Origin of the sequence: Christensenella sp. MSJ-20, from assembly GCF_044357945.1 — a bacterium.
GTDB lineage: Bacteria > Bacillota > Clostridia > Christensenellales > QAND01 > QAND01.
Map to the genome: position 1 here is coordinate 1,776,936 of NZ_CP076563.1, position 18,531 is coordinate 1,795,466.

Genomic DNA, 18,531 nt, shown 5'->3' on the forward strand with positions numbered 1-18,531 from the left:
CATGGAATTTTGTCATCTCCACGTACATACCGCGTATAGTCTTTTGGACGGAGCCGCCCGGATCAGCGATCTGATGGATCGGGCCAAGGAGATGGGCATGACCCATATGGCCATGACGGATCACGGCGTGATGTATGGAGCGGTGGAGTTTTATACCGAGGCCAAGGCCCGGGGCATCACGCCCATCCTGGGATGCGAGGTATATGTAGCTAAAAACCGGCTGGAAAAGCAGGGAAGGGTGGATCGGGAATACAGCCACCTGGTGCTTCTTGCCGAAAACCAGACCGGGTACCGGAACCTTTTGAAGCTGGTCTCCCTGGGGTTTTTAGAGGGATACTACTATAAACCCAGGATCGATTATGAGACACTGGAACGCTATAAGGAAGGCCTGATTGTTCTTTCCGCTTGCTTGGCGGGGGACATCCCCCGATTGATCACCAGCGGGCAGATGGAGGAGGCCAAGGCCTTGGCCGTCCGTCTGGATCGGATGATGGGCAGGGGCAACTTCTACCTGGAGGTTCAGGATCACGGCATCCGGGATCAGAAGACGGTGAATGCCGGCATTGTGGAGATTGCCCGAGAGACCGGTATTCCGCTGGTAGCTACCAACGACGTCCATTATGTGAATCAGGAGGACGCCTTTGCCCAGGATGTGTTGATGTGCATCCAGATGGGCAAATTTCTGGATGATGAAAACCGCATGCGGATGGAGGGGGACCAGAATTATCTGAAGAGCGGGGAGGAGATGGCGCGCCTTTTCCAGGCGATTCCCGAGGCCGTCCATCACACCATGGAGATTGCCCGGCGGTGTCATGTGGAGCTGGACTTCAATACCCACTATCTGCCGGAATATCCCCTGCCTCCGGGAACCGACCGGGATCGGTTCTTCTATGATCTGGTAAAGACCGGCCTGTTGGAACGGTACGACGCCGAGAACCGGGAAGCTCTGGAACGGTTTGAATACGAGATGGGCGTCATCCACAAGATGGGCTATGTGGATTACTTTCTGGTGGTATGGGATTTCATCAAATACGCTAAGGATCATGGCATCGCCGTAGGACCTGGCCGGGGCAGCGCCGCCGGGAGCATTGTGGCCTATGCCCTGGGCATCACCGATATCGATCCCCTTCAGTACGGCCTATTGTTTGAACGGTTTTTGAACCCCGATCGGATCAGTATGCCGGATATCGATGTGGACTTCTGCTATGAGCGCCGCCAGGAAGTCATTGATTATGTCTTCGAGAAATACGGCAGCGACCATGTGAGCCAGATCATCACCTTTGGCACCATGGCGGCCCGGGCGGCCATCCGGGACGTTGGCCGGGTGATGCGGATGCCCTACGGGGATGTGGATCGGGTGGCCAAGATGGTGCCCATGGAGCTGGGTATTACCATCGACCGAGCTCTCTCCATTAGCCGGGAGCTTCGGGGCGCCTATGAGAACGATGACAGTGTCCGAAGCCTTATCGATACCGCCAAGCGCCTGGAGGGCTTACCCCGGCATGCAGGAACCCACGCTGCGGGGGTGGTTATCAGCCGGGTGCCCATCGTAGAGGTGGCACCTCTACAAAAGAACGATGAAACCATCACCACCCAGTTCGCCATGTCGGCGGTAGAAAAGCTGGGCCTTTTGAAGATGGATTTTCTGGGGCTTCGGAACCTCACCGTAATCCAGGACGCACTCACCCTCATTCGGGAAACCACCGGCAAGGAAATCGATTTTACCGGCATGGTGATGGAGGATCAGAGGGTCTATGAGATGATCGGCGAGGGGGATACCGATGGCGTGTTCCAGCTGGAAAGCTCCGGCATGCGCCAGCTCCTGCGGGATTTCCGCCCCACCCGGTTTGAGGATATTGTGGCCTGCATCTCTTTGTTCCGACCCGGCCCCATGGATCAGATCCCCCGGTACGTCCGAGGAAAGCAGGATCCCGGCTCCGTTACCTATCTCCATGAAAAGCTGCGGCCCATCCTGGACGTGACATACGGATGTATGGTGTACCAGGAGCAGGTGATGCAGATCGTCCGGGATCTGGCTGGATTCTCCCTGGCTCGAAGCGATTTGGTCCGCAAAGCAATGGCCAAAAAGCAGATGGACGTGATGCAGAAGGAACGGGAGGTTTTCATCCATGGCACCTCCGACGGAACGGTGCCCGGTGCGGTAAAGAACGGGGTATCCGAGGCGGTAGCCAACGCCATCTTTGATCAGATGATGGACTTTGCGCAGTATGCCTTCAATAAATCCCACGCAGCGGCCTATGGGGTCATCGCCTATCGGACAGCCTGGTTGAAGTGCTATTATCCTGTCCATTACATGGCGGCTCTTTTGAACAGCTGCCTGGGGAATTCCGACAAGGTGTCCCAATACATCGCATACTGCCGCAAGCATAAAATGGAAATTCTGCCTCCCAACGTCAATCGAAGCGAGGCTAAATTTACCGTTGAAGGAAACGGTATCCGGTTTGGCCTGGGTGCGGTGAAAAACGTGGGTATGAAGGCTGTGGAGACCGTCATCTCCCAGCGCCGGGAAAAGCCCTATCAGACCTTTACGGAGTTTGTGGAACGGGTTCCTCAGGAGGCCATCAACAAGCGGATGGTGGAGAGCATGATCCTTTCGGGCTGCTTTGACGAGATGGGGTACAGCCGTAGCGCCCTTATGGCGGGCTTTGAGCAGATCATGGATGGCGTTATTGGCCAGCGGCGGAAGAATATCGCCGGCCAGATCAACCTTTTTGACGCTTTGGTGGAGGATGCTCCCAGCATGGCGGAGCATCTGCCCAGCGTGCCGGAATATCCCCTCTCGGAAAAGCTCACCCAGGAGAAGAATATGACGGGGGTGTACATCAGCGGACATCCCATGATGGATTTCGCCGAGTTCCTGGCTCCCTTGCGCCACTCTACCCTATCCATCGCAGAAAGCGCGGAAAGCGGTGAAAACCTGGATGGGCAGAGGGTGGTTCTTGGAGGGATCATCGGAGGATTGCGGACCAAGGCAACCCGCTCTGGAACCCTAATGGCCTATTGCCAACTAGAGGACTTATATTCTACAATAGAGGTGCTTGTCTTCCCCCAAGCCTATGATCGGCTTCGTTTGGTGCTTCAGAACGATTTGCCGGTATTGGCCTATGGACGGATTTCCATTCGAGAGGAGGAGCCGCCCAGCTTTGTCTTAGAGGATGCGGTTCGGCTGGCGGTGGGGGACCCCCAATGCTTGCGCATGCTCCAGATGGATGGTCAAGGGGGGCGTGGTTCGCTTTCTGTATCGACGGAGCCCCGGCCACTAAAAGCGGAGGAATTGCCTACCTATAACGGTTTGGCCGGAAACCAGTGTATTTGGATTCGGATGAAGACCTTTACAAATGATTTCCTCAATCTGGGGATTTTGGAAACCCTTAAGCGGTGCCCCGGCGGCTGTTCCGTCAAGGCGGTATCCAAGGATACCGGGGAGCGACGGCTCATCAGCGGAGCGGTAGAGGTGACGCCCTCCCTGATTCAGCGGCTCATGGAGATACTGGGAGAGGACAACGTTCGGGTTGTTGAGGTAAAACAGGGTTGATAAAAGGGACGGTGTCCCTTAAAATAGATTGAATTTGATGATATGTTTCTGCCAGTAGGAGGTATTTGCAATGAGAAGAATTGGCGTTTTGAGTAGCGGCGGGGATACTCCCGGCATGAATGCGGCCATCCGTTCGGTGGTGAAGACCGGCGCCCATCTGAGCATGGACGTGATGGGAATTGAGTATGGGTTTCGGGGCCTGATGCAGGGCCGTATCCGCCAGCTCACGCCCGAGAACGTGGAGAAGATCATCTACAAGGGCGGCACCATCCTAAAGACCTGCCGGTGTCCCGAGTTTGTGGAGAAGGAAGGCCAGCTTCAGGCGGTTCGGGTATGCGAGGCCTTTGATATCGAGGGCATTATCGTCATCGGCGGCGACGGCAGCATGCGTGGCGCAGGCGCATTGTCCGCTTTGGGGGTCAATACCGTCACCCTTCCCGGCACCATCGACAACGACCTGGCTTATACCGATTTTACCATCGGCTTTGATACCGCCGTTAACGGGGTCATTGAGGAGATGAGCAAGGTCAACGATACCATGATCTCCCATGACCGTATCGGCGTAGTGGAGGTTATGGGCAACAAGTGCGGGGATATCGCCCTGTATTCCGCGTTGGCTGCTGGCGCCAACTTCCTGATCCTTCCGGAAGCCCCCTTTGATCTGGACGAGATCTGTTCAGAGCTGGTCAAGGCCCGGCTGAAGGGCCGCTTCAGCAGCATGATCGTGGTATCCGAGGGCGCTGCCCACGCGGCGGATGTGGCCAAATATATTGGAGAGAAGACCGGCTTTGATACCAAGAGCGTGGTGCTGGGTTATACCCAGCGGGGTGGAAACCCCTCCCAGAGCGACCGCATTCTGGCCTCCCGCTTGGCGGAGCAGGCGGTGCGGCTTCTCTACAAAGGGGTGAGCAACCGGACCGTGGGGATCCAGAACAACCATGTGGTGGATATGGACATTGAGGAAGCCCTAAAGGTAAAAAAGAAACTGGATGTGGGTCTCTATAAGCTGTGCCAGACTCTGATGGAGTCCTAAAGAACGGAATAAAAAAGCCGCGATTTCGCGGCCTTTTTTATTTGCTTTGAAGAAGAGGAAGGGTTATATTGAGCCATTCCCCAAATAAAGCGGTTACTACTGCCTTTCATAGCGCGTGCAGGGATGCTGTGCCGGCTAAAAAGGAATCACCGCTCCCACTACATGTCCTCCGAAATACAGTACGACGATGTGAGCTATAAAGCAGAGGGCCAATAGGGCAGATGAAATCCATCTATTTTGAATGACCGAAGAAATCCTGTTCCAGTAGTTTCCCGCTACCCAGATTTCGGAAGCAAAGAACAATACGAAGAGTAAATTGAATCGAAACAGCATGGCCATGTTGGAGAGCGCATAGCTGATCACCACATAGTTGATGGATGCGATAAGAATATCAAAGGCATTTACTGCTTTGGGTTTCATGAAATTCCTCCATCGTAAAACGATGCAAACGGTGGCGGCCAGCTTTGCTAACTGCGCTTTTTGGGCGGGAGCGGGAACCGCTGCTGAAGAGCGGTCTCGGCAAAATAGATGGGTAGCAGCATCAGGAACAGCTGGGCCAGCATGATGTATACCATGGCCTCCTTAAGTGCTTCTGGCTGCTGTTGGTGGAAATAGAGAAATCCTACCAGGGATAGAACGGACAAAAAAGTACCTTCCACTGCCCAGATCTTTCCCATAAAACGGTGGACGAAAATCCAGGCTTCCCGGCTCTGCATGGAACGCCGGGAACGGTAGCCGTAGGAGCAACCCATGACCTTAGGGGGATTTGTGCGCCAGAGCATCCCCAGAAAGGTTAGGGAAACCGGGATTAAAAGGATCATAACAACGTTGACTGCAAACATACCACAGGGCCTCCTAAAACGGCATCTGGCCTAGATGCTCTAAGATAGCTTGATGGGGATAGGCAAAGAACGCTTCCCGGGGCGTGGAGCCTGTGGTAACCCCGATGAAAGCCACCCCGGCATCCCGGGCGGCTTGGGCGTCCACCACCGTATCCCCCACATAGACGGCGTCTTGAGGGGAAGTGTCCAAGGAGGACAATGCCAGAAGAATCCCCTCGGGATGGGGCTTGGGATGGGAAACGTCGCTTTCACCTACAATGACGGAGACCAAATCGTTCGCCGCGTATTTTGCTAAGATCTCCCGAATACGAAAGCTTAGCTTGGTGGTGACGATGCCGGTCTTTATGCCCTTTTCCTGTAAACGCCGCAGCAGGGGAAGGGTTTCTGGGAACAGCTTGGCGCCTTTTGTCATGGTTTCATCGGCCTTCTGAAGAAACAACTCGGCGAATTCTTGGGCTTTCTCCGGGCATTGATCCCCGGTAAGGGCCGCGTAGGTATGGGGGAGCGTAAGGCCGATGGTGGGCCGTACCGCAAAAAGGGTGGGCTGGCCATAGCCCAAGGTGGCCAGGGCGAAGCCGATGCATGCGTAGATGGCGTCGGTACAATCCCCTAACGTGTAATCAAAGTCGAACAATACGGCTTTTGGCTGCATGGGATCCCTCCTGGAATTACGCTGAACCGCTCCGGCCGTACGGGGTGTGATACCTACGCAATTTGCGCTTGTGACGGACATTTTTTCGCCGCGTGCATATTGTAATAGGGATCACCAAAGAAAGGAGGTTTTGTTCATGAGGGAACAAAAATGGTTTTGTCTTTCCGTCGCGCTGGCGGCCCTATTGACGGGAGCAGTGGTACTCACTTTGCTCCAATATCATATCATGGCGGCGCCGCTGGATTCAATGTTCTTTCTGCTGACCGCGGGCTCCGGGCTGTTTATCCTTTCCGGGTTTCTATCGGCGCCACAAGGGAAGGACGATCGGCACTGCCGCCTTACGGCTATCTTGGGCGGCATTGGAACGGTGTTTTTTAGCTGTATCTTGGGGCTCCTAGCCAATGCTGCTTCCGCTGCATATTTGATTCTGGTGGCATTGACCATGGCCATGGAAGTGCTGGCCTTGGGCGGTGTTCTGGGATATTTTATACACCGGGCGCGTTAGAAAGCGCGGGGATTCTTGGATCCATAAAAAGGAAGGACGCATTGGCGTCCTTCCTTTTTATGGATGGCTAAAGAGAGGTTAGGGGCCGAAGAGGAGTTTTACGGCGCCCAGCTCGTCGAAGAAGAAAAATCGGAAAAGAAAGATCGTCAGCAGATAGAGAAAAGGCTGCAGCCGCCGGGGTCGGGAATTGGGAAAACGCCCGCCCAGCATTCGGGATACGCCCCAGTAGAAAAGATATCCCAGTACGGCGCCCAGGGTGTTGAGGATCAGGTCGTCCACATCGGTGCGTCGGTTGTTTAAAAGCTGACTTAATTCGATGAGCAGGGAAAATCCAAAGCCGGTGAACGCCGTGCCGGAAAAGGAGCTCCACCTGGGGGATATATGGGGAACAAGAAACCCCAGCGGCAGAAACAGCAGTACATTTTGAAAATAGGCAATTCGGTCGATTTTCCGGCTGAAGGGAATCAGATTGATCTGGTCCGGCCGGTGGATCCCATACCGTAGAGCGTCGGAGTGGGTGCCCGCTCCGGTTAGATGGAACACCGTGAACAGGTAGAGAATCAGAAAAACCGGCCAGACGGAACTTGTCCTAAAAGGTTCGTGCCGCCGGAAGGTCCTGAATAACAGCGTCCCCGGCAGAATTACCGTCAAGCATTCATAGTACAAAAGAAGTAGGTCTTTCATGGCGGATCCCTCCTAGAAATACTACCATAGACAAAACTTCCTACGGCCATAGGACGCTTTTCTTAAGAAACTTGGAACAATTTCTGGCAAAGAAAAAAGGGCGCCTTTTGACGCCCTGATTTATGGAATCTTAGTGGGAACGAAGGCCGGTCTCCCGAATGATCTGGATGATCTCCTCGGCTTTGTTCATGGTATAGAGGTGGATGCCCTGCACTCCATTTGCCATGAGACCGCTGACCTGGTTCATGGCAAACTCCAGTCCCGCCTTTTTGAAATCCTCCTTGTTGTCCCCGTATCGGGCGATGAGCTTGGCCAGATCAGGGGGTACCGAGGTACCGGATAGAAGGGTCATCCGCACGATCTGAGCGGCGTTCAGCACCGGCATCACGCCGGCGGTAACGGGAACGGTAACGCCCCTTTTTCGCAGCAGCTCCATAAACCGATAAAACAGCACGTTGTCGAAAAAAAGCTGAGTCACCAAAAGCTCTGCGCCGGCGTCCACCTTTCGTTTTACCATATCCACGTCCTGTTCCAGGTAATCGGATTGAGGATGTCCCTCTGGATAGCAGGCCGCGGCCACGTGGAAGCCGCCCCGGTCCTTGATGTGCTCAATGAGATCGCTGGCGTGTTTGAAATGGACGAAGGCGGATTCCCGGTCCATATCCTTTGGCACGTCCCCCCGCAGGGCCATGATATTCTCCACCCCGGCCGCTGTAAGGGAATCCAGCACGTTGTCGATCTCCTGGGCGTCGGCCCCAACGCAGGTGAGATGGCTGAGGCAATCGCAGATAGGCAGAATCTTTTTTGCGATTTCCACGCTACGGCTCCGGCCGCTGCCTCCGGCGCCGTAGGTAACGGAGATATAGTCGGGCTTTATGGGGGCCAGCAGGTTTAGTGTGCCGTCGATAACCTCTATGGGCGCGTCGGGCTTGGGGGGAAAAACCTCCAGGGACAGTACCCGGCCCTTTTGAAATAACGCGGGAATACTCATAGTACAACCTCCTTTTCCCTATTAAAGCAAAGAATTTCTGTTTCTGCAATCGGGGATTATCTGCTATACTAAATAAAATCCTTTTGGGGAGGCGGAATATGGAGCATCTTTTCTCCAATATGCCGGTGGATGTAAAGGAAAACACCGTGCTGGGTTATCTGGGGTTTCGGAAGGGAAACATCCCGCCAGAACACCCTATGATGGAGGAGATCCGGCGGAATATCAGCGCGCTGCGGCCCAACGGGGTTTGCAAGCTGGTGGATGTAAAAACAGCCGGGGGCTTGGTGGATCTAAGCCAGGGAAACCGGGTCGTGAGCCAGGGGTTTTTGGATTATCTTGCGGGATGCACCAAAGCGCTTTTGATGGCCAGTACCCTTGGCGAGCGGGTTTCACAGCGGGTGAATGAGCTGCTTCGGGAGGGGGAGGCGGAACGAGGCGTGATTCTGGATGCCTGCGCCTCGGCTTGTGCGGACGCTGGTCTGGACTTTATGCTGAAGATGCGGAAGCCCTATCTCTTTAAGATGGGCTACGAGCTGCTGTCCACCCGGTTTTCCCCGGGCTATGGGGACATGCCCCTATCCTTTCAGCGATCCCTGTTTCTACTGCTGGATGCTGGGCGTCTGGGAATCTCCCTGACCCAGGGAAATATGCTGTATCCTGAAAAGAGCGTACTCGCTGTATGTGGGGTGAAGGAACGATGAAACGAGCGGAATTTACAAAGTGGTTGAAACAGCCCAGGCTTTTGGATGGGGCGGCGGGCACCCATTTGATGGAGCGCGGATTGCCCTTTGGAGTATGCCCCGAGGCCTGGGCGGTGGAGCATGCTGAGGCCATAGCCGCTATGCATCGGGGATATCTGGATGCCGGAGCGGAGGCCATCTATGCTTTTACCTTTGGGGCTAACCCGTTAAAGCTTGGGGAATACGGCCTTGCGGAACGGATGGAGGAGATCAACAGGCGGATGTGCCAGGTCGCACGGTCCTGCGCCCGGGGCCGGGCGCTGGTGGCGGGGGATATGACCCAGACCGGACAAATGGTGCGGCCCTTTGGTCCCCTTTCCTTTGAGGAGGCTGTGGAAGCCTATCGCCGGCAGGCTCGGATTTTACGGGAGGCCGGGGTGGACTTCCTTGCCATTGAGACCATGATGGACATCGCCGAGGCTCGGGCAGCCGTCATTGGCGCCAGGGAGGGAGCGGGAGAGGAGATGCCCATTCTCTGTACCATGACCTTCGATGAGAGCGGGCGCACCCTGACGGGCAGCGACGGACGGATTGCCGCCGTAACCCTTGCGGCTGCCGGCGCCGATGCCGTCGGCGCCAACTGCGGGGTGGGGCCGGCGGCCATGGAAAAGGTTATTGTGCAGATGGCGGCCCAGACCCATCTGCCCATCGTGGCCCGACCCAATGCCGGACTGCCTGGCGGGGATACCATGTCACCCCAGGAATATGCGGCCCAGACCGTGGGTTTAATGAAGGCGGGAGCCAACGCCATTGGAGGCTGCTGTGGTACGGGGTTTGCCCATATCCAGGCCATGAAGAGGAATATGGCTGGGGTAACGCCGCCCGTCCGGACCTCTTTCCCTTATGCCGTGGTGACCTCGGTTTCCCGCTGGGCGCAGATGGGCCAGGGGCTCCCCCTTTGTGCCGTAGGAGAGCGGATCAACCCCACTGGGAAAAAGAAGCTCCAGGCGGCGATTCGTGAAGGAAACCTGGAATATGCCGTGGGCCTGGGCCTAAGCCAGCGGGCGGCGGGGGCCAGCGCGCTGGATGTAAACGTGGGAATGCATGGAGTCCGGGAGGAGGAGATACTTCCGGAGTATGTCCTGGAGCTTGCGGGCAGGGTGGATCTGCCCCTTATGGTGGATACCGTCAACCCCATTGCCATGGAGCGGGCGCTGCGGCAGTATCCCGGACGGGCCATCGTGAACTCGGTGCCGGCGGAGCGGGAGCGGATGGAGACGCTGCTGCCCATTGTAAAGAAGTTCGGGGCCATGTATGTGGCCTTGCCGATTTCGGAGGAAGGGGTGCCGGAGACCTTGGAAGACCGGCTGCGGAATCTGGAGACCATCCTTGCCGCAGCGGAGCGCCATGGGCTGGGGCCCCGGGATGTTATCGTAGATGCCCTTGCTTTGACCATTGCCAGCGATGGGAATGGGGCCAAAACCGCCCTCTCCGTTATCGACTGGTGCCAGGAGCGGGGCCTTAACAGCGTGATGGGGGTATCCAACATTTCCTTTGGTCTGCCAAATCGGGGAGCCGTCAACGGAGCAATGCTGGTGGCGGCCATGGCAAGGGGGATGACCTGCGCAATTTTGAACCCATGTGATGAGGCTACTCGGGGCAGCATTCTTGCCGCCAACGCCATCGTGGTGGGAGGCGATGGAGCGGCGGAATACGCTGCCGCCTATACCAAGGAGCAGAGGGAAGCGGAGGGCCTGTTTGACGCCATCCTGTCGGGGGACAAATCCGCCGCCAAGCGATTTGCCCAGGAGGAACTGGATGGCGGAAGAACGCCGGGGGAGATCATCGACGGCATTCTGGTACCCGCTCTGGACCGGATGGGAGAGCTGTTCTCCCGCCGGGAGGTGTTCCTGCCCCAGCTCATGTCCAGTGCCGACGCCGCAAAGCAGGTGTTCGATCATTTGGAACCCATCATCCTGGCTTCTGGAGGACAGCAGCAGAAGCGGGTGGCGGTCATTGCCACGGTGGAGGGGGATATCCATGATATCGGCAAAAACATCGTGGGATTGATGCTGAAGAACAACGGTTTTGCAGTGGTGGACCTTGGCCGGGATGTGAAAAAGGAGCGGGTGGCCGAGGCCGCTCGGGAATACAAGGCCGATGTGGTGGGGCTTTCCGCCCTTCTGACCACCACCATGGAGAAAATGGCGGATACCGTCGCCCTTTTAAAGAAGGAAGGGTATTCCGGCGGCATCATGGTGGGAGGCGCCGTGGTAACCCCGGAATTTGCCCAGGAGCTGGGGGTTCATTATAGCTCGGATGCCGCGCAAGCCGTTACCTTGGCCAAAGCGCTTGTGGGTTTGAAATAAGGGGATATACAGTATAAACTGCATATTATGCAGAAATGCAGAATATGCAGTTTATGATTTTTTATGAAAAAAAGAGATAATCGCTAAAATAAAGAAAAAATAGGTGATAATAAAATAAAAAGTGCAAAAAATAAAGAATTAAACCGAATAAATATTATATAATATCGGAAATTTAGGGTTGTATCTGAATAAGTATGCGAGTATAATGCAAACATCATTAAGATTTGGTTTGGAGGTCCCGACGATGAAAAAATGCATTGCGATTTTGATGGTAGTGCTGATGGCGTCCCTGGCCCTGGTAGGCTGCGGCGGCGGAAGCGGTGACAATGGCGATCAGAAGCTGGAAGCCAAGATCAACATTGAGGAGATTCTGGGGCATGAGCCCACCGGCCGCCTGAAGGATATTCTGGATAAGGGCGAAATCAAGTTTACCACCAGCCCCGACTATCCCCCCTATGAGTTCATCCATCCCCAGAAGTCCGGCGACGAGCAGTATGTGGGCGCCGATGTGGAACTGGCCAAGTACATTGCCGACCAGCTGGGCGTCAAGATCAAATATGAGATTATGGATTTTGACGGCGTTTTGACTCTGATGACCCAGGGTGTGGCGGATCTGGCCATCTCCGGCCTCTCCCCCAAACCCGACCGGCAGGAGAGCATGGATTTCACCATCATGTATGACGGCTCCGGAGAGGGCTATCATGGCATCATGGTACGGGTAGAGGATAAAGACAAGTACAAGACCTTTGAGGATTTCAACGGCAAGAAGGTGGCCGCTCAGAACGGCAGCCTCCAGCAGGATCTGGCCGAGCAGAAGCTGACCGGCGCCAACCTGGAGCTGGTGGTTAAGACCTCCGATGGCGTGCTGATGCTGGACAATGGGAACATCGATGGCTTGGTGATCGCTAGCACCACTGGCGACAGCTACGTGAAGAACTACAAGAATCTCTGCATGAGCAGCGTAGTGCTGGATGACAGCAACGTGGGCATGGCGGCTGCCGTACCCAAGGAGGAGAATTCCGACGATCTGCTGACCGTGGTGAATTACATCATCGAGGATGTTCTGGAGCAGGATCTGTTCAACACCTGGGTGAAGGAAGGCAAAGAGCTTCAGGATTCCCTGGGGATTGAGTAAAAATAGTGAACTCCGACATCAAGACTGGCACGGTAGTGTCCCGCCGTGCCAGTCTTGTGTCGTAGGGTTTGAGGTGAGACATTTATGGTTTGGAAATTATTTTTAAAGACATGGCCGCAGTTTTTAGAGGGAACGGGCATTACCCTCTTGGCGTCGGCCATCGCCGTAGGTTTCGGCACGGTGCTGGGTTCCCTGGTTTGCATGATGCGGCTCAGTAAGAGCAAGATCCTCCGGTTTATCAGCAGCGCCTATATCGAGGTCATTCGTGGAACACCCATTCTGCTACAGCTATGGCTGTTCTTCCTTCTCCCTTCCCAGCTGGGAATGGACGTCCCCAAGTTTGCTTGTGCCTGTTTTGCCCTGGTGGTCAACAGCACCGCCTATGTGGCAGAGGTAATCCGCTCGGGGATCCAGTCGGTGGATTACGGTCAAACCGAGGCGGCTCGCTCCCTGGGCATGAGCCACCGGCAGACCATGCTGAAGATCGTTTTGCCCCAGGCAATCCGGAATATCCTGCCGGCCCTGGGCAATGAGTTCGTCACCATCATCAAGGAGACCTCCTTGCTGTCGGTATTCCTGGTGGGCGATATTATGACAATCCGGGCCACCATGGGCGCGGCATACTTTATGCCCTTCCAGGCGCTGATCATCGCCGGCGTGATCTATTTTGTTCTGACCTTTGTCCTCAGTAAGGGCATCGGATATATCGAAAGGAGGATGGCCAGAAGTGACTGATAACAAGATGATCGTAACGGAAGGCCTTCATAAATATTTCGGCAAACTCCATGTATTGAAGGGCATCAACGAATCCATCTCTCAGGGAGAGGTGGTATCCATCATCGGTCCCAGCGGCAGCGGTAAAAGCACCTTCTTGCGGTGCTTGAACCTCCTGGAGACCCCCGAGGAGGGGAAGATTTTCTTTGAGGGGGTGGAGATTACCGCCAAGGGGATCGATGTGGACATTCATCGCCAGAAGATGGGTATGGTATTCCAGCAGTTCAACGTGTTTCCCCATTTGACGGTGCTGGACAACATCACCCTGGCTCCTACCCTTCTAAAAAAGAGCTCTAAGGAGGAGGCGGTGGAAAAAGCGCAGCTCCTGTTAAAGCGGGTAGGCCTTGCCGATAAGGCGGGGGAGTTTCCCCGGCGGCTATCCGGCGGACAGAAACAGCGTCTGGCTATCGTTCGGGCTCTTGCCATGGAACCGGATGTGATGCTTTTTGATGAGCCCACCTCCGCTTTGGATCCGGAGATGGTGGGAGAGGTGTTGGACGTCATTAAAAGCCTGGCCGAAGGCGGAATGACCACTGCCATCGTTACCCATGAGATGGGCTTTGCCAAGGAGATCAGCGATCGGGTGCTGTTTATGGATGATGGGATCATCGCGGAATCGGGCTCTCCCGAGCAGATTTTTGGCGATCCGCAAAACCCTCGTACCCGGGAATTTTTAAGCAAGGTACTCCACTAAGCAAGAGGAGAAGAGCCGCGGTTCCTGCCGCGGCTTTTTTGCTGTTTCTGCGGTGGGAGAGCCACCCGGGCAAAAGGCAAACGCTCCCTTGTATAAATTTGGGATTGGCGCTAGAATGATAATATCTTGATTTGTAATAGGGGGTTTTTATACGATGGCAAAATTGGATGCAAAAACAGCCTATCCTGAACTGGACAGCATGGAGATCGCCCGGCACCTGGGAGGTATGGTTACCTATAAAACCATGGTCAATAAGGAGTATGCCGGCATTGACTGGAGCCAGTTTGAGGGCTTTCAGAAGTATCTGCGGGAGACCTATCCCCTAACCCATGAGAAACTGGAATTGACCATGATTGGCGGGTACACCATGCTGTTCCGGTGGCAGGGCAGCGGCAAGAGCGGTAAAAAGCCGGTGTTGTTCATGGCCCATCAGGACGTGGTGCCCGTGACCCCCGGCACCGAGGGCGATTGGGAGCATGATCCCTTTGGCGGGGAGATCATTGACGGGTTCGTTTGGGGCCGCGGTTCCACCGACTGCAAGAGCACCCTCTGCCTGACTTTGGAGGCGGTGGAGTATCTTCTGAAGAAGGGATTTGTGCCCGACCGGGATATTTACCTGGAGTTTGGCCATGACGAGGAAGTAGGCGGGGAGATGGGCGCGGGAGCCGCTGCCCGGTATTGCGAAGAAAACGGCATCCAGTTTGATGCGGTGTTCGATGAGGGGCCCGGCTTCAATCATGGCGAGGGCATCGACGTGGGGGAAACCCTGCTCTATACCGTCAACACCTTTGAAAAGGGCTACCTGGATCTGGAGATTGCCGTCAACAGCAAGGGCGGCCACAGCAGCAAGCCCGAGGAGCATACCGCGCTGGGCGATCTGGCTCGGGCCATCGTAAAGGTGGAGGATCGGAAGTTCCCTGCGGATATTCCCCTGTGTGTACAGCAGTATCTAGAGGCTGCCGGCCCCTATATTCAAGATGAGGAGCTTCGGACTCTCTGCGCTGATGTGGTGGGCAATAAGGAGAAGATCATGGAGATCATGATGCGGACGCCCACTGGCTGCGCCATGATGCGGACCACCACCGCGGCTACCATGGCGGCTGGCAGTCCTGCGCCCAACGTGTTGCCCCAGCGGGCAACCGCCATCGTCAACTTCCGCCTGAACCCCAGCGAGACCGTGGAGTCGGTGGTGGAGTATGTCCGGGAGGCCATTGGAGACGACAGCGTGGAGCTTACCGTGCTCAACGGCAAGGACCCCTCCAATATGTCCTCTATCGACAGCGAGGCCTTTGCTGTGATGAAAAAAACCGTCAATGCCTTTTTCCCCGAGGCTGTGGTGGTGCCTTTGGGCAGCCTGGGCGGTACCGACAGCCGCAGGTTTGAGACGGTATGTCCCCATGTATATCGCTTGAGCCCCATCAACAACGCACCCTATAAGAAGAACGGCTATACCTCCGGTGCCCATGGCACCAATGAGAAAGCCGTGGTGGAGAGTTTGGCTCCCGCCGCCGCCCTATATATCGAGCTGATGAAGAACCTGTGTACCCAGGAGGGCCGTGCCCTGTAAGGAGGGATTCGCCATGGTGGATGAGAACAAACTGTGCGTCTTTACGGGCTATGGGGATCTGGATGAGGCTGCGGTGGCCGACCATCTCAGTCACATCATTCAATTTCCTACCATTGCCGACCGGGATTTAGAAGCCATGGACATTGGCCCATTTCTGGGGCTACGGGGATATTTGGAGAAAACCTATCCCCTGGTGCATCAGAACTGTGAGCGGGAGATCATTGCCGGAGCCAGCATGCTGTATCGCTGGCCCGGGAGCGGCAAGGGCGGAAAGAAACCCATTCTGCTCATGGCCCACCAGGACGTGGTGCCTGTAACTCCCGGCACAGAGGAGGACTGGCAACATCCCGCCTTTGATGGAGTCATCGCGGATGGCCACGTATGGGGCCGGGGCGCCATCGATATGAAAAATATGCTGTGCGCCGAGTTTGAGGCCATGGAATACCTGATGCAAAGAGGCTTTACTCCCGACCGGGATGTATACTTGGCTCTGGGCCATGATGAGGAGGTGGGGGGTTCCGGCGCCGTTGCCACCGCGCAGCACCTGTTGGAGCAGGGGGTGGAGATCGACTTCATCATGGATGAGGGCGGAAAACCAGCCCATGGGGAGGACTTTGGCGCTTCCGATGTGCTGGTGGCTACCATCTCGGTATTTGAGAAGGGCTACTGCGATTTGCAGCTTATTTCCCGGAGCCCGGGCGGACACAGCAACCGGCCCGGCAAGACTACGGCTCTGGGGGAGCTGGCGAAGGCCATCGTCGCCTTGGAGGCCAGCCCCATGCCTGCGGAGCTTCCAGAACCCTTCGTACGGTTCTATAGCCTGATGGGTCCATATTTGGATGATCCCAGAATGCGGGAGCTCTGCACCGACTTGCCTAACCGCATGGAGGAGTTTATCGCTCTGCTGGAGGAGACCCCTCAGGGCAATGCCATGGTGCGGACCACTACGGCGGTGACCCAGGCCTGGGGAAGTCCTGTCAACAACGTCCTGCCTCAGAAGGCGGTGGCGGGGGTCAACTTCCGGCTCAACCCCCGGGATACCGTCGCCTCCTTGCTGGAGCATGTCAGAAAGGCCATCCATAACGATGCCATCGAGCTGCGGGTGGTAGAGGCGCGGGAGGCAAGCCGGGTATCGCCTACCGACACCCCGGCCTACGCCCTTATCGAGGAGGTCATGCACGAGTTCTATCCCGAGCTGATTGTGGCGTCGAATGGCCTTTTGGGCGGAACCGACAGCCGAAAGTATGAATGCGTGTGTGACAACATCTATCGATTCTATCCCTTCTTTGATACCAGCAAATACCGGGCCTCGCTCCATGGCACAAATGAACGAATCAGCGTTTCGGATCTGGTACGGGGCACACGGATCATGATCCGCATCATCGAAAAAGCCTGTCAATAGAAAAAATGCCGTCCTTGATGACGGCATTTTTTTGGGGATTTCCCGGTTGCGATGGGATACCGCTTGCGGGAAACCGGGGTTCCCGGTACAATGGAAAGGTGCCCGGCCATCGGGCCAATACCAAAGACGAGGAGAGCGACTATGATCGATCAAAACAAAGCTTGCGCCTTTACCGGATACCAGGATTTCAACGAGGATGCCATGGTGGAGCATCTCAGCGAGATCATTAAAATCAAAACCATTGCCAATCGGGATGAGTCCCTCATCGACTACGCTCCATATGGCGTGCTGCGGGATTATCTGGAGAAGACCTATCCCTTGGTGCACCAAAACTGTGAACGCGTCATCATCGCCAAAGCCAGCATGCTGTACCGCTGGCCCGGCAATGGTAAAAGCGGGAAGAAGCCCATGTTGCTCATGGCCCATCAGGATGTGGTGCCTGTGACCCCCGGTACCGAGGGGGACTGGAAATACCCGGCTTTTGACGGCGTTGTGGCCGATGGCCATGTGTGGGGCCGGGGCGCCATCGATATGAAGAATATGCTGTGCGCGGAGTTTGAAGCCATGGAATACCTGATGCAGAAAGGCTTTGTACCCGATCGGGATATCTACCTTGCCCTGGGCCACGACGAGGAATGCGGCGGCACGGGCGCCATGGCCGTGGCAAAATATATGGCGGATCAAGGCATCGAGCTGGACTTTGTTATGGATGAGGGCGGCGAGCCCGCCCATGGGGAGGAGCATGGCGCTTCCGATGTGCTGGTCGCCTCCATTGCGCTGTTTGAAAAGGGATACTGCGACATCCATATGATCGCCAACAGCGCGGGCGGCCACTCCAGCCAGCCCAAGCCCGGCGAGCCCAGCGCCCTTGCCAAGGTAGCAAAGGCCATTTTGGCGGTGGAGGCCAATCCGCTGCCTACCTCCCTGCCGATTGCTTTCGAGAAATTCTATCGTGCTCTGGGGCCCCACTTGGATGACCCCCAGATGCGTGCCATCTGTACCGATCTTCCCAACCGCAGTGATGAGCTCATCGCCATATTGGAGAAAACCCCTCAGGGCAACGCCACTGTTCGAACCACTACGGCGGTAACCCAAGCCTGGGGAAGCCCCGCTCCCAATATCCTGCCCCAGAAGGCTACGGCCAGCGTTAATTTCCGCTTGAACCCTCGGGATACCATTGAGTCTCTGATGGAGCATATGCGGAACGCCATCGGGGATGACAGCATTCAGCTGATCCCCTTTGAGGCGCGGGAGGCCAGCAAGGTTTCGCCTACCGACAGCCCGGCCTTCGCCCTCATTGAGGAGACCATTCACGAGTTCTATCCCGAAATGGTAGTGGCCCCCGGCGGGGTATTCGGCGGCACCGATAGCCGGAAGTTTGAGGACATTTGCCCCAATATCTATAAGTTTTCACCTTTCTTCGATACCAGCGTTTATGGCTCCACCATGCATGCCACCAATGAGCGCATCAGCATCGTGGATTTGGTGCGGGGCGCGCGGTTTTTGATCCGCCTCTTGGAGAAGGCAGCCAGCTAAGGAAAAACAAAAAGGCCGGGGCGAACCCCGGCCTTTTGATTGGGAGGATTCGCGCCGGACTGAAAGCGCTTGCGTGATTTGCCCTTTCATATTAAAATGATATCATACGTT

The 18,531-nt window shown here is 55.8% G+C and carries 16 protein-coding genes; 11 read left to right on the top strand and 5 right to left on the bottom strand.

Annotation, left to right across the window (positions count from 1 at the left end):
* Position 1 precedes the first annotated feature (1 nt).
* Both KP626_RS09095 and KP626_RS09100 read left to right on the top strand, forming a co-directional pair.
* The gene (locus KP626_RS09095; protein ID WP_395976910.1) at positions 2-3,556 is read left to right on the top strand and encodes a DNA polymerase III subunit alpha; all 3,555 of its coding nucleotides are present in this window, start codon (positions 2-4) and stop codon (positions 3,554-3,556) included.
* A 70-nt stretch (positions 3,557-3,626) separates the two neighbouring features.
* On the top strand, positions 3,627-4,589 hold the full coding sequence (locus KP626_RS09100) for an ATP-dependent 6-phosphofructokinase (protein ID WP_395976912.1): 963 nt from the start codon (positions 3,627-3,629) through the stop codon (positions 4,587-4,589).
* Between the two features lie 135 nt (positions 4,590-4,724).
* On the opposite strand, the gene KP626_RS09105 is transcribed toward KP626_RS09100, so the two are convergent.
* The 3 genes from KP626_RS09105 to KP626_RS09115 are packed head-to-tail and all read right to left on the bottom strand — an operon-like array spanning position 4,725 to position 6,083.
* A complete protein-coding gene (locus tag KP626_RS09105) occupies positions 4,725-5,009 on the bottom strand; it encodes a hypothetical protein (RefSeq protein WP_395976914.1) in 285 nt (94 codons plus the stop codon).
* 47 nt (positions 5,010-5,056) lie between these two features.
* The gene (locus tag KP626_RS09110) at positions 5,057-5,431 is read right to left on the bottom strand and encodes an SdpI family protein (RefSeq protein WP_395976916.1); all 375 of its coding nucleotides are present in this window, start codon (positions 5,429-5,431) and stop codon (positions 5,057-5,059) included.
* Positions 5,432-5,444: 13 nt separating this feature from the next.
* Positions 5,445-6,083, bottom strand: coding sequence for an HAD family hydrolase (locus KP626_RS09115; RefSeq protein WP_395976918.1), 639 nt, complete (start codon positions 6,081-6,083; stop codon positions 5,445-5,447).
* Between the two features lie 136 nt (positions 6,084-6,219).
* On the opposite strand from KP626_RS09115, the gene KP626_RS09120 reads away from it, so the two are divergent.
* Entirely contained in the window at positions 6,220-6,588 is a 369-nt protein-coding gene (locus tag KP626_RS09120) for a hypothetical protein (protein WP_395976920.1), read from the top strand.
* 78 nt (positions 6,589-6,666) lie between these two features.
* On the opposite strand, the gene KP626_RS09125 is transcribed toward KP626_RS09120, so the two are convergent.
* Both KP626_RS09125 and KP626_RS09130 read right to left on the bottom strand, forming a co-directional pair.
* Positions 6,667-7,272: a VanZ family protein gene (locus tag KP626_RS09125; RefSeq protein ID WP_395976922.1), complete on the bottom strand. Its 606-nt coding sequence runs from the start codon at positions 7,270-7,272 to the stop codon at positions 6,667-6,669.
* Positions 7,273-7,402: 130 nt separating this feature from the next.
* Positions 7,403-8,263 carry a methylenetetrahydrofolate reductase gene (locus KP626_RS09130; RefSeq protein WP_395976924.1) on the bottom strand — a complete coding sequence of 287 codons (861 nt, stop codon included), beginning with the start codon at positions 8,261-8,263 and terminating at the stop codon, positions 7,403-7,405.
* Positions 8,264-8,361: 98 nt separating this feature from the next.
* Here KP626_RS09130 and KP626_RS09135 point away from each other — a divergent pair, with 98 nt between their 5' ends.
* The 8 genes from KP626_RS09135 (at position 8,362) to KP626_RS09170 (ending at position 18,420) form a co-directional block, all read left to right on the top strand.
* Positions 8,362-8,964 (top strand): hypothetical protein, encoded by a 603-nt coding sequence (locus tag KP626_RS09135; RefSeq protein WP_395976926.1) that lies wholly within the window; start codon positions 8,362-8,364, stop codon positions 8,962-8,964.
* The gene (locus KP626_RS09140; RefSeq protein ID WP_395976928.1) at positions 8,961-11,312 is read left to right on the top strand and encodes a homocysteine S-methyltransferase family protein; all 2,352 of its coding nucleotides are present in this window, start codon (positions 8,961-8,963) and stop codon (positions 11,310-11,312) included. Before KP626_RS09135 ends, KP626_RS09140 begins: the two co-directional genes overlap by 4 nt.
* Before the next feature lie 244 nt (positions 11,313-11,556).
* Positions 11,557-12,447, top strand: a complete 891-nt coding sequence (locus KP626_RS09145) for a transporter substrate-binding domain-containing protein (protein WP_395976930.1) — start codon at positions 11,557-11,559, stop codon at positions 12,445-12,447.
* Positions 12,448-12,531: 84 nt separating this feature from the next.
* Positions 12,532-13,182 carry an amino acid ABC transporter permease gene (locus tag KP626_RS09150; RefSeq protein WP_395976932.1) on the top strand — a complete coding sequence of 217 codons (651 nt, stop codon included), beginning with the start codon at positions 12,532-12,534 and terminating at the stop codon, positions 13,180-13,182.
* A gap of 7 nt (positions 13,183-13,189) precedes the next feature.
* Complete coding sequence (locus KP626_RS09155) at positions 13,190-13,915, top strand: amino acid ABC transporter ATP-binding protein (RefSeq protein WP_395979005.1); 726 nt, start codon at positions 13,190-13,192, stop codon at positions 13,913-13,915.
* A gap of 154 nt (positions 13,916-14,069) precedes the next feature.
* Positions 14,070-15,482, top strand: a complete 1,413-nt coding sequence (locus tag KP626_RS09160) for a M20/M25/M40 family metallo-hydrolase (protein ID WP_395976934.1) — start codon at positions 14,070-14,072, stop codon at positions 15,480-15,482.
* On the top strand, positions 15,472-16,884 hold the full coding sequence (locus KP626_RS09165) for a M20/M25/M40 family metallo-hydrolase (protein WP_395976936.1): 1,413 nt from the start codon (positions 15,472-15,474) through the stop codon (positions 16,882-16,884). Before KP626_RS09160 ends, KP626_RS09165 begins: the two co-directional genes overlap by 11 nt.
* A 141-nt stretch (positions 16,885-17,025) precedes the next feature.
* Complete coding sequence (locus KP626_RS09170; RefSeq protein ID WP_395976938.1) at positions 17,026-18,420, top strand: M20/M25/M40 family metallo-hydrolase; 1,395 nt, start codon at positions 17,026-17,028, stop codon at positions 18,418-18,420.
* The last annotated feature ends 111 nt before the right edge of the window (positions 18,421-18,531 follow it).

Coding starts and splice junctions, on each gene's coding strand:
- KP626_RS09095 (WP_395976910.1), top strand. CDS start 2: ATGGAATTTTGTCATCTCCACGTACATACCGCGTATAGTCTTTTGGAC.
- KP626_RS09100 (WP_395976912.1), top strand. CDS start 3,627: ATGAGAAGAATTGGCGTTTTGAGTAGCGGCGGGGATACTCCCGGCATG.
- KP626_RS09105 (WP_395976914.1), bottom strand. CDS start 5,009: ATGAAACCCAAAGCAGTAAATGCCTTTGATATTCTTATCGCATCCATC.
- KP626_RS09110 (WP_395976916.1), bottom strand. CDS start 5,431: ATGTTTGCAGTCAACGTTGTTATGATCCTTTTAATCCCGGTTTCCCTA.
- KP626_RS09115 (WP_395976918.1), bottom strand. CDS start 6,083: ATGCAGCCAAAAGCCGTATTGTTCGACTTTGATTACACGTTAGGGGAT.
- KP626_RS09120 (WP_395976920.1), top strand. CDS start 6,220: ATGAGGGAACAAAAATGGTTTTGTCTTTCCGTCGCGCTGGCGGCCCTA.
- KP626_RS09125 (WP_395976922.1), bottom strand. CDS start 7,272: ATGAAAGACCTACTTCTTTTGTACTATGAATGCTTGACGGTAATTCTG.
- KP626_RS09130 (WP_395976924.1), bottom strand. CDS start 8,263: ATGAGTATTCCCGCGTTATTTCAAAAGGGCCGGGTACTGTCCCTGGAG.
- KP626_RS09135 (WP_395976926.1), top strand. CDS start 8,362: ATGGAGCATCTTTTCTCCAATATGCCGGTGGATGTAAAGGAAAACACC.
- KP626_RS09140 (WP_395976928.1), top strand. CDS start 8,961: ATGAAACGAGCGGAATTTACAAAGTGGTTGAAACAGCCCAGGCTTTTG.
- KP626_RS09145 (WP_395976930.1), top strand. CDS start 11,557: ATGAAAAAATGCATTGCGATTTTGATGGTAGTGCTGATGGCGTCCCTG.
- KP626_RS09150 (WP_395976932.1), top strand. CDS start 12,532: ATGGTTTGGAAATTATTTTTAAAGACATGGCCGCAGTTTTTAGAGGGA.
- KP626_RS09155 (WP_395979005.1), top strand. CDS start 13,190: ATGATCGTAACGGAAGGCCTTCATAAATATTTCGGCAAACTCCATGTA.
- KP626_RS09160 (WP_395976934.1), top strand. CDS start 14,070: ATGGCAAAATTGGATGCAAAAACAGCCTATCCTGAACTGGACAGCATG.
- KP626_RS09170 (WP_395976938.1), top strand. CDS start 17,026: ATGATCGATCAAAACAAAGCTTGCGCCTTTACCGGATACCAGGATTTC.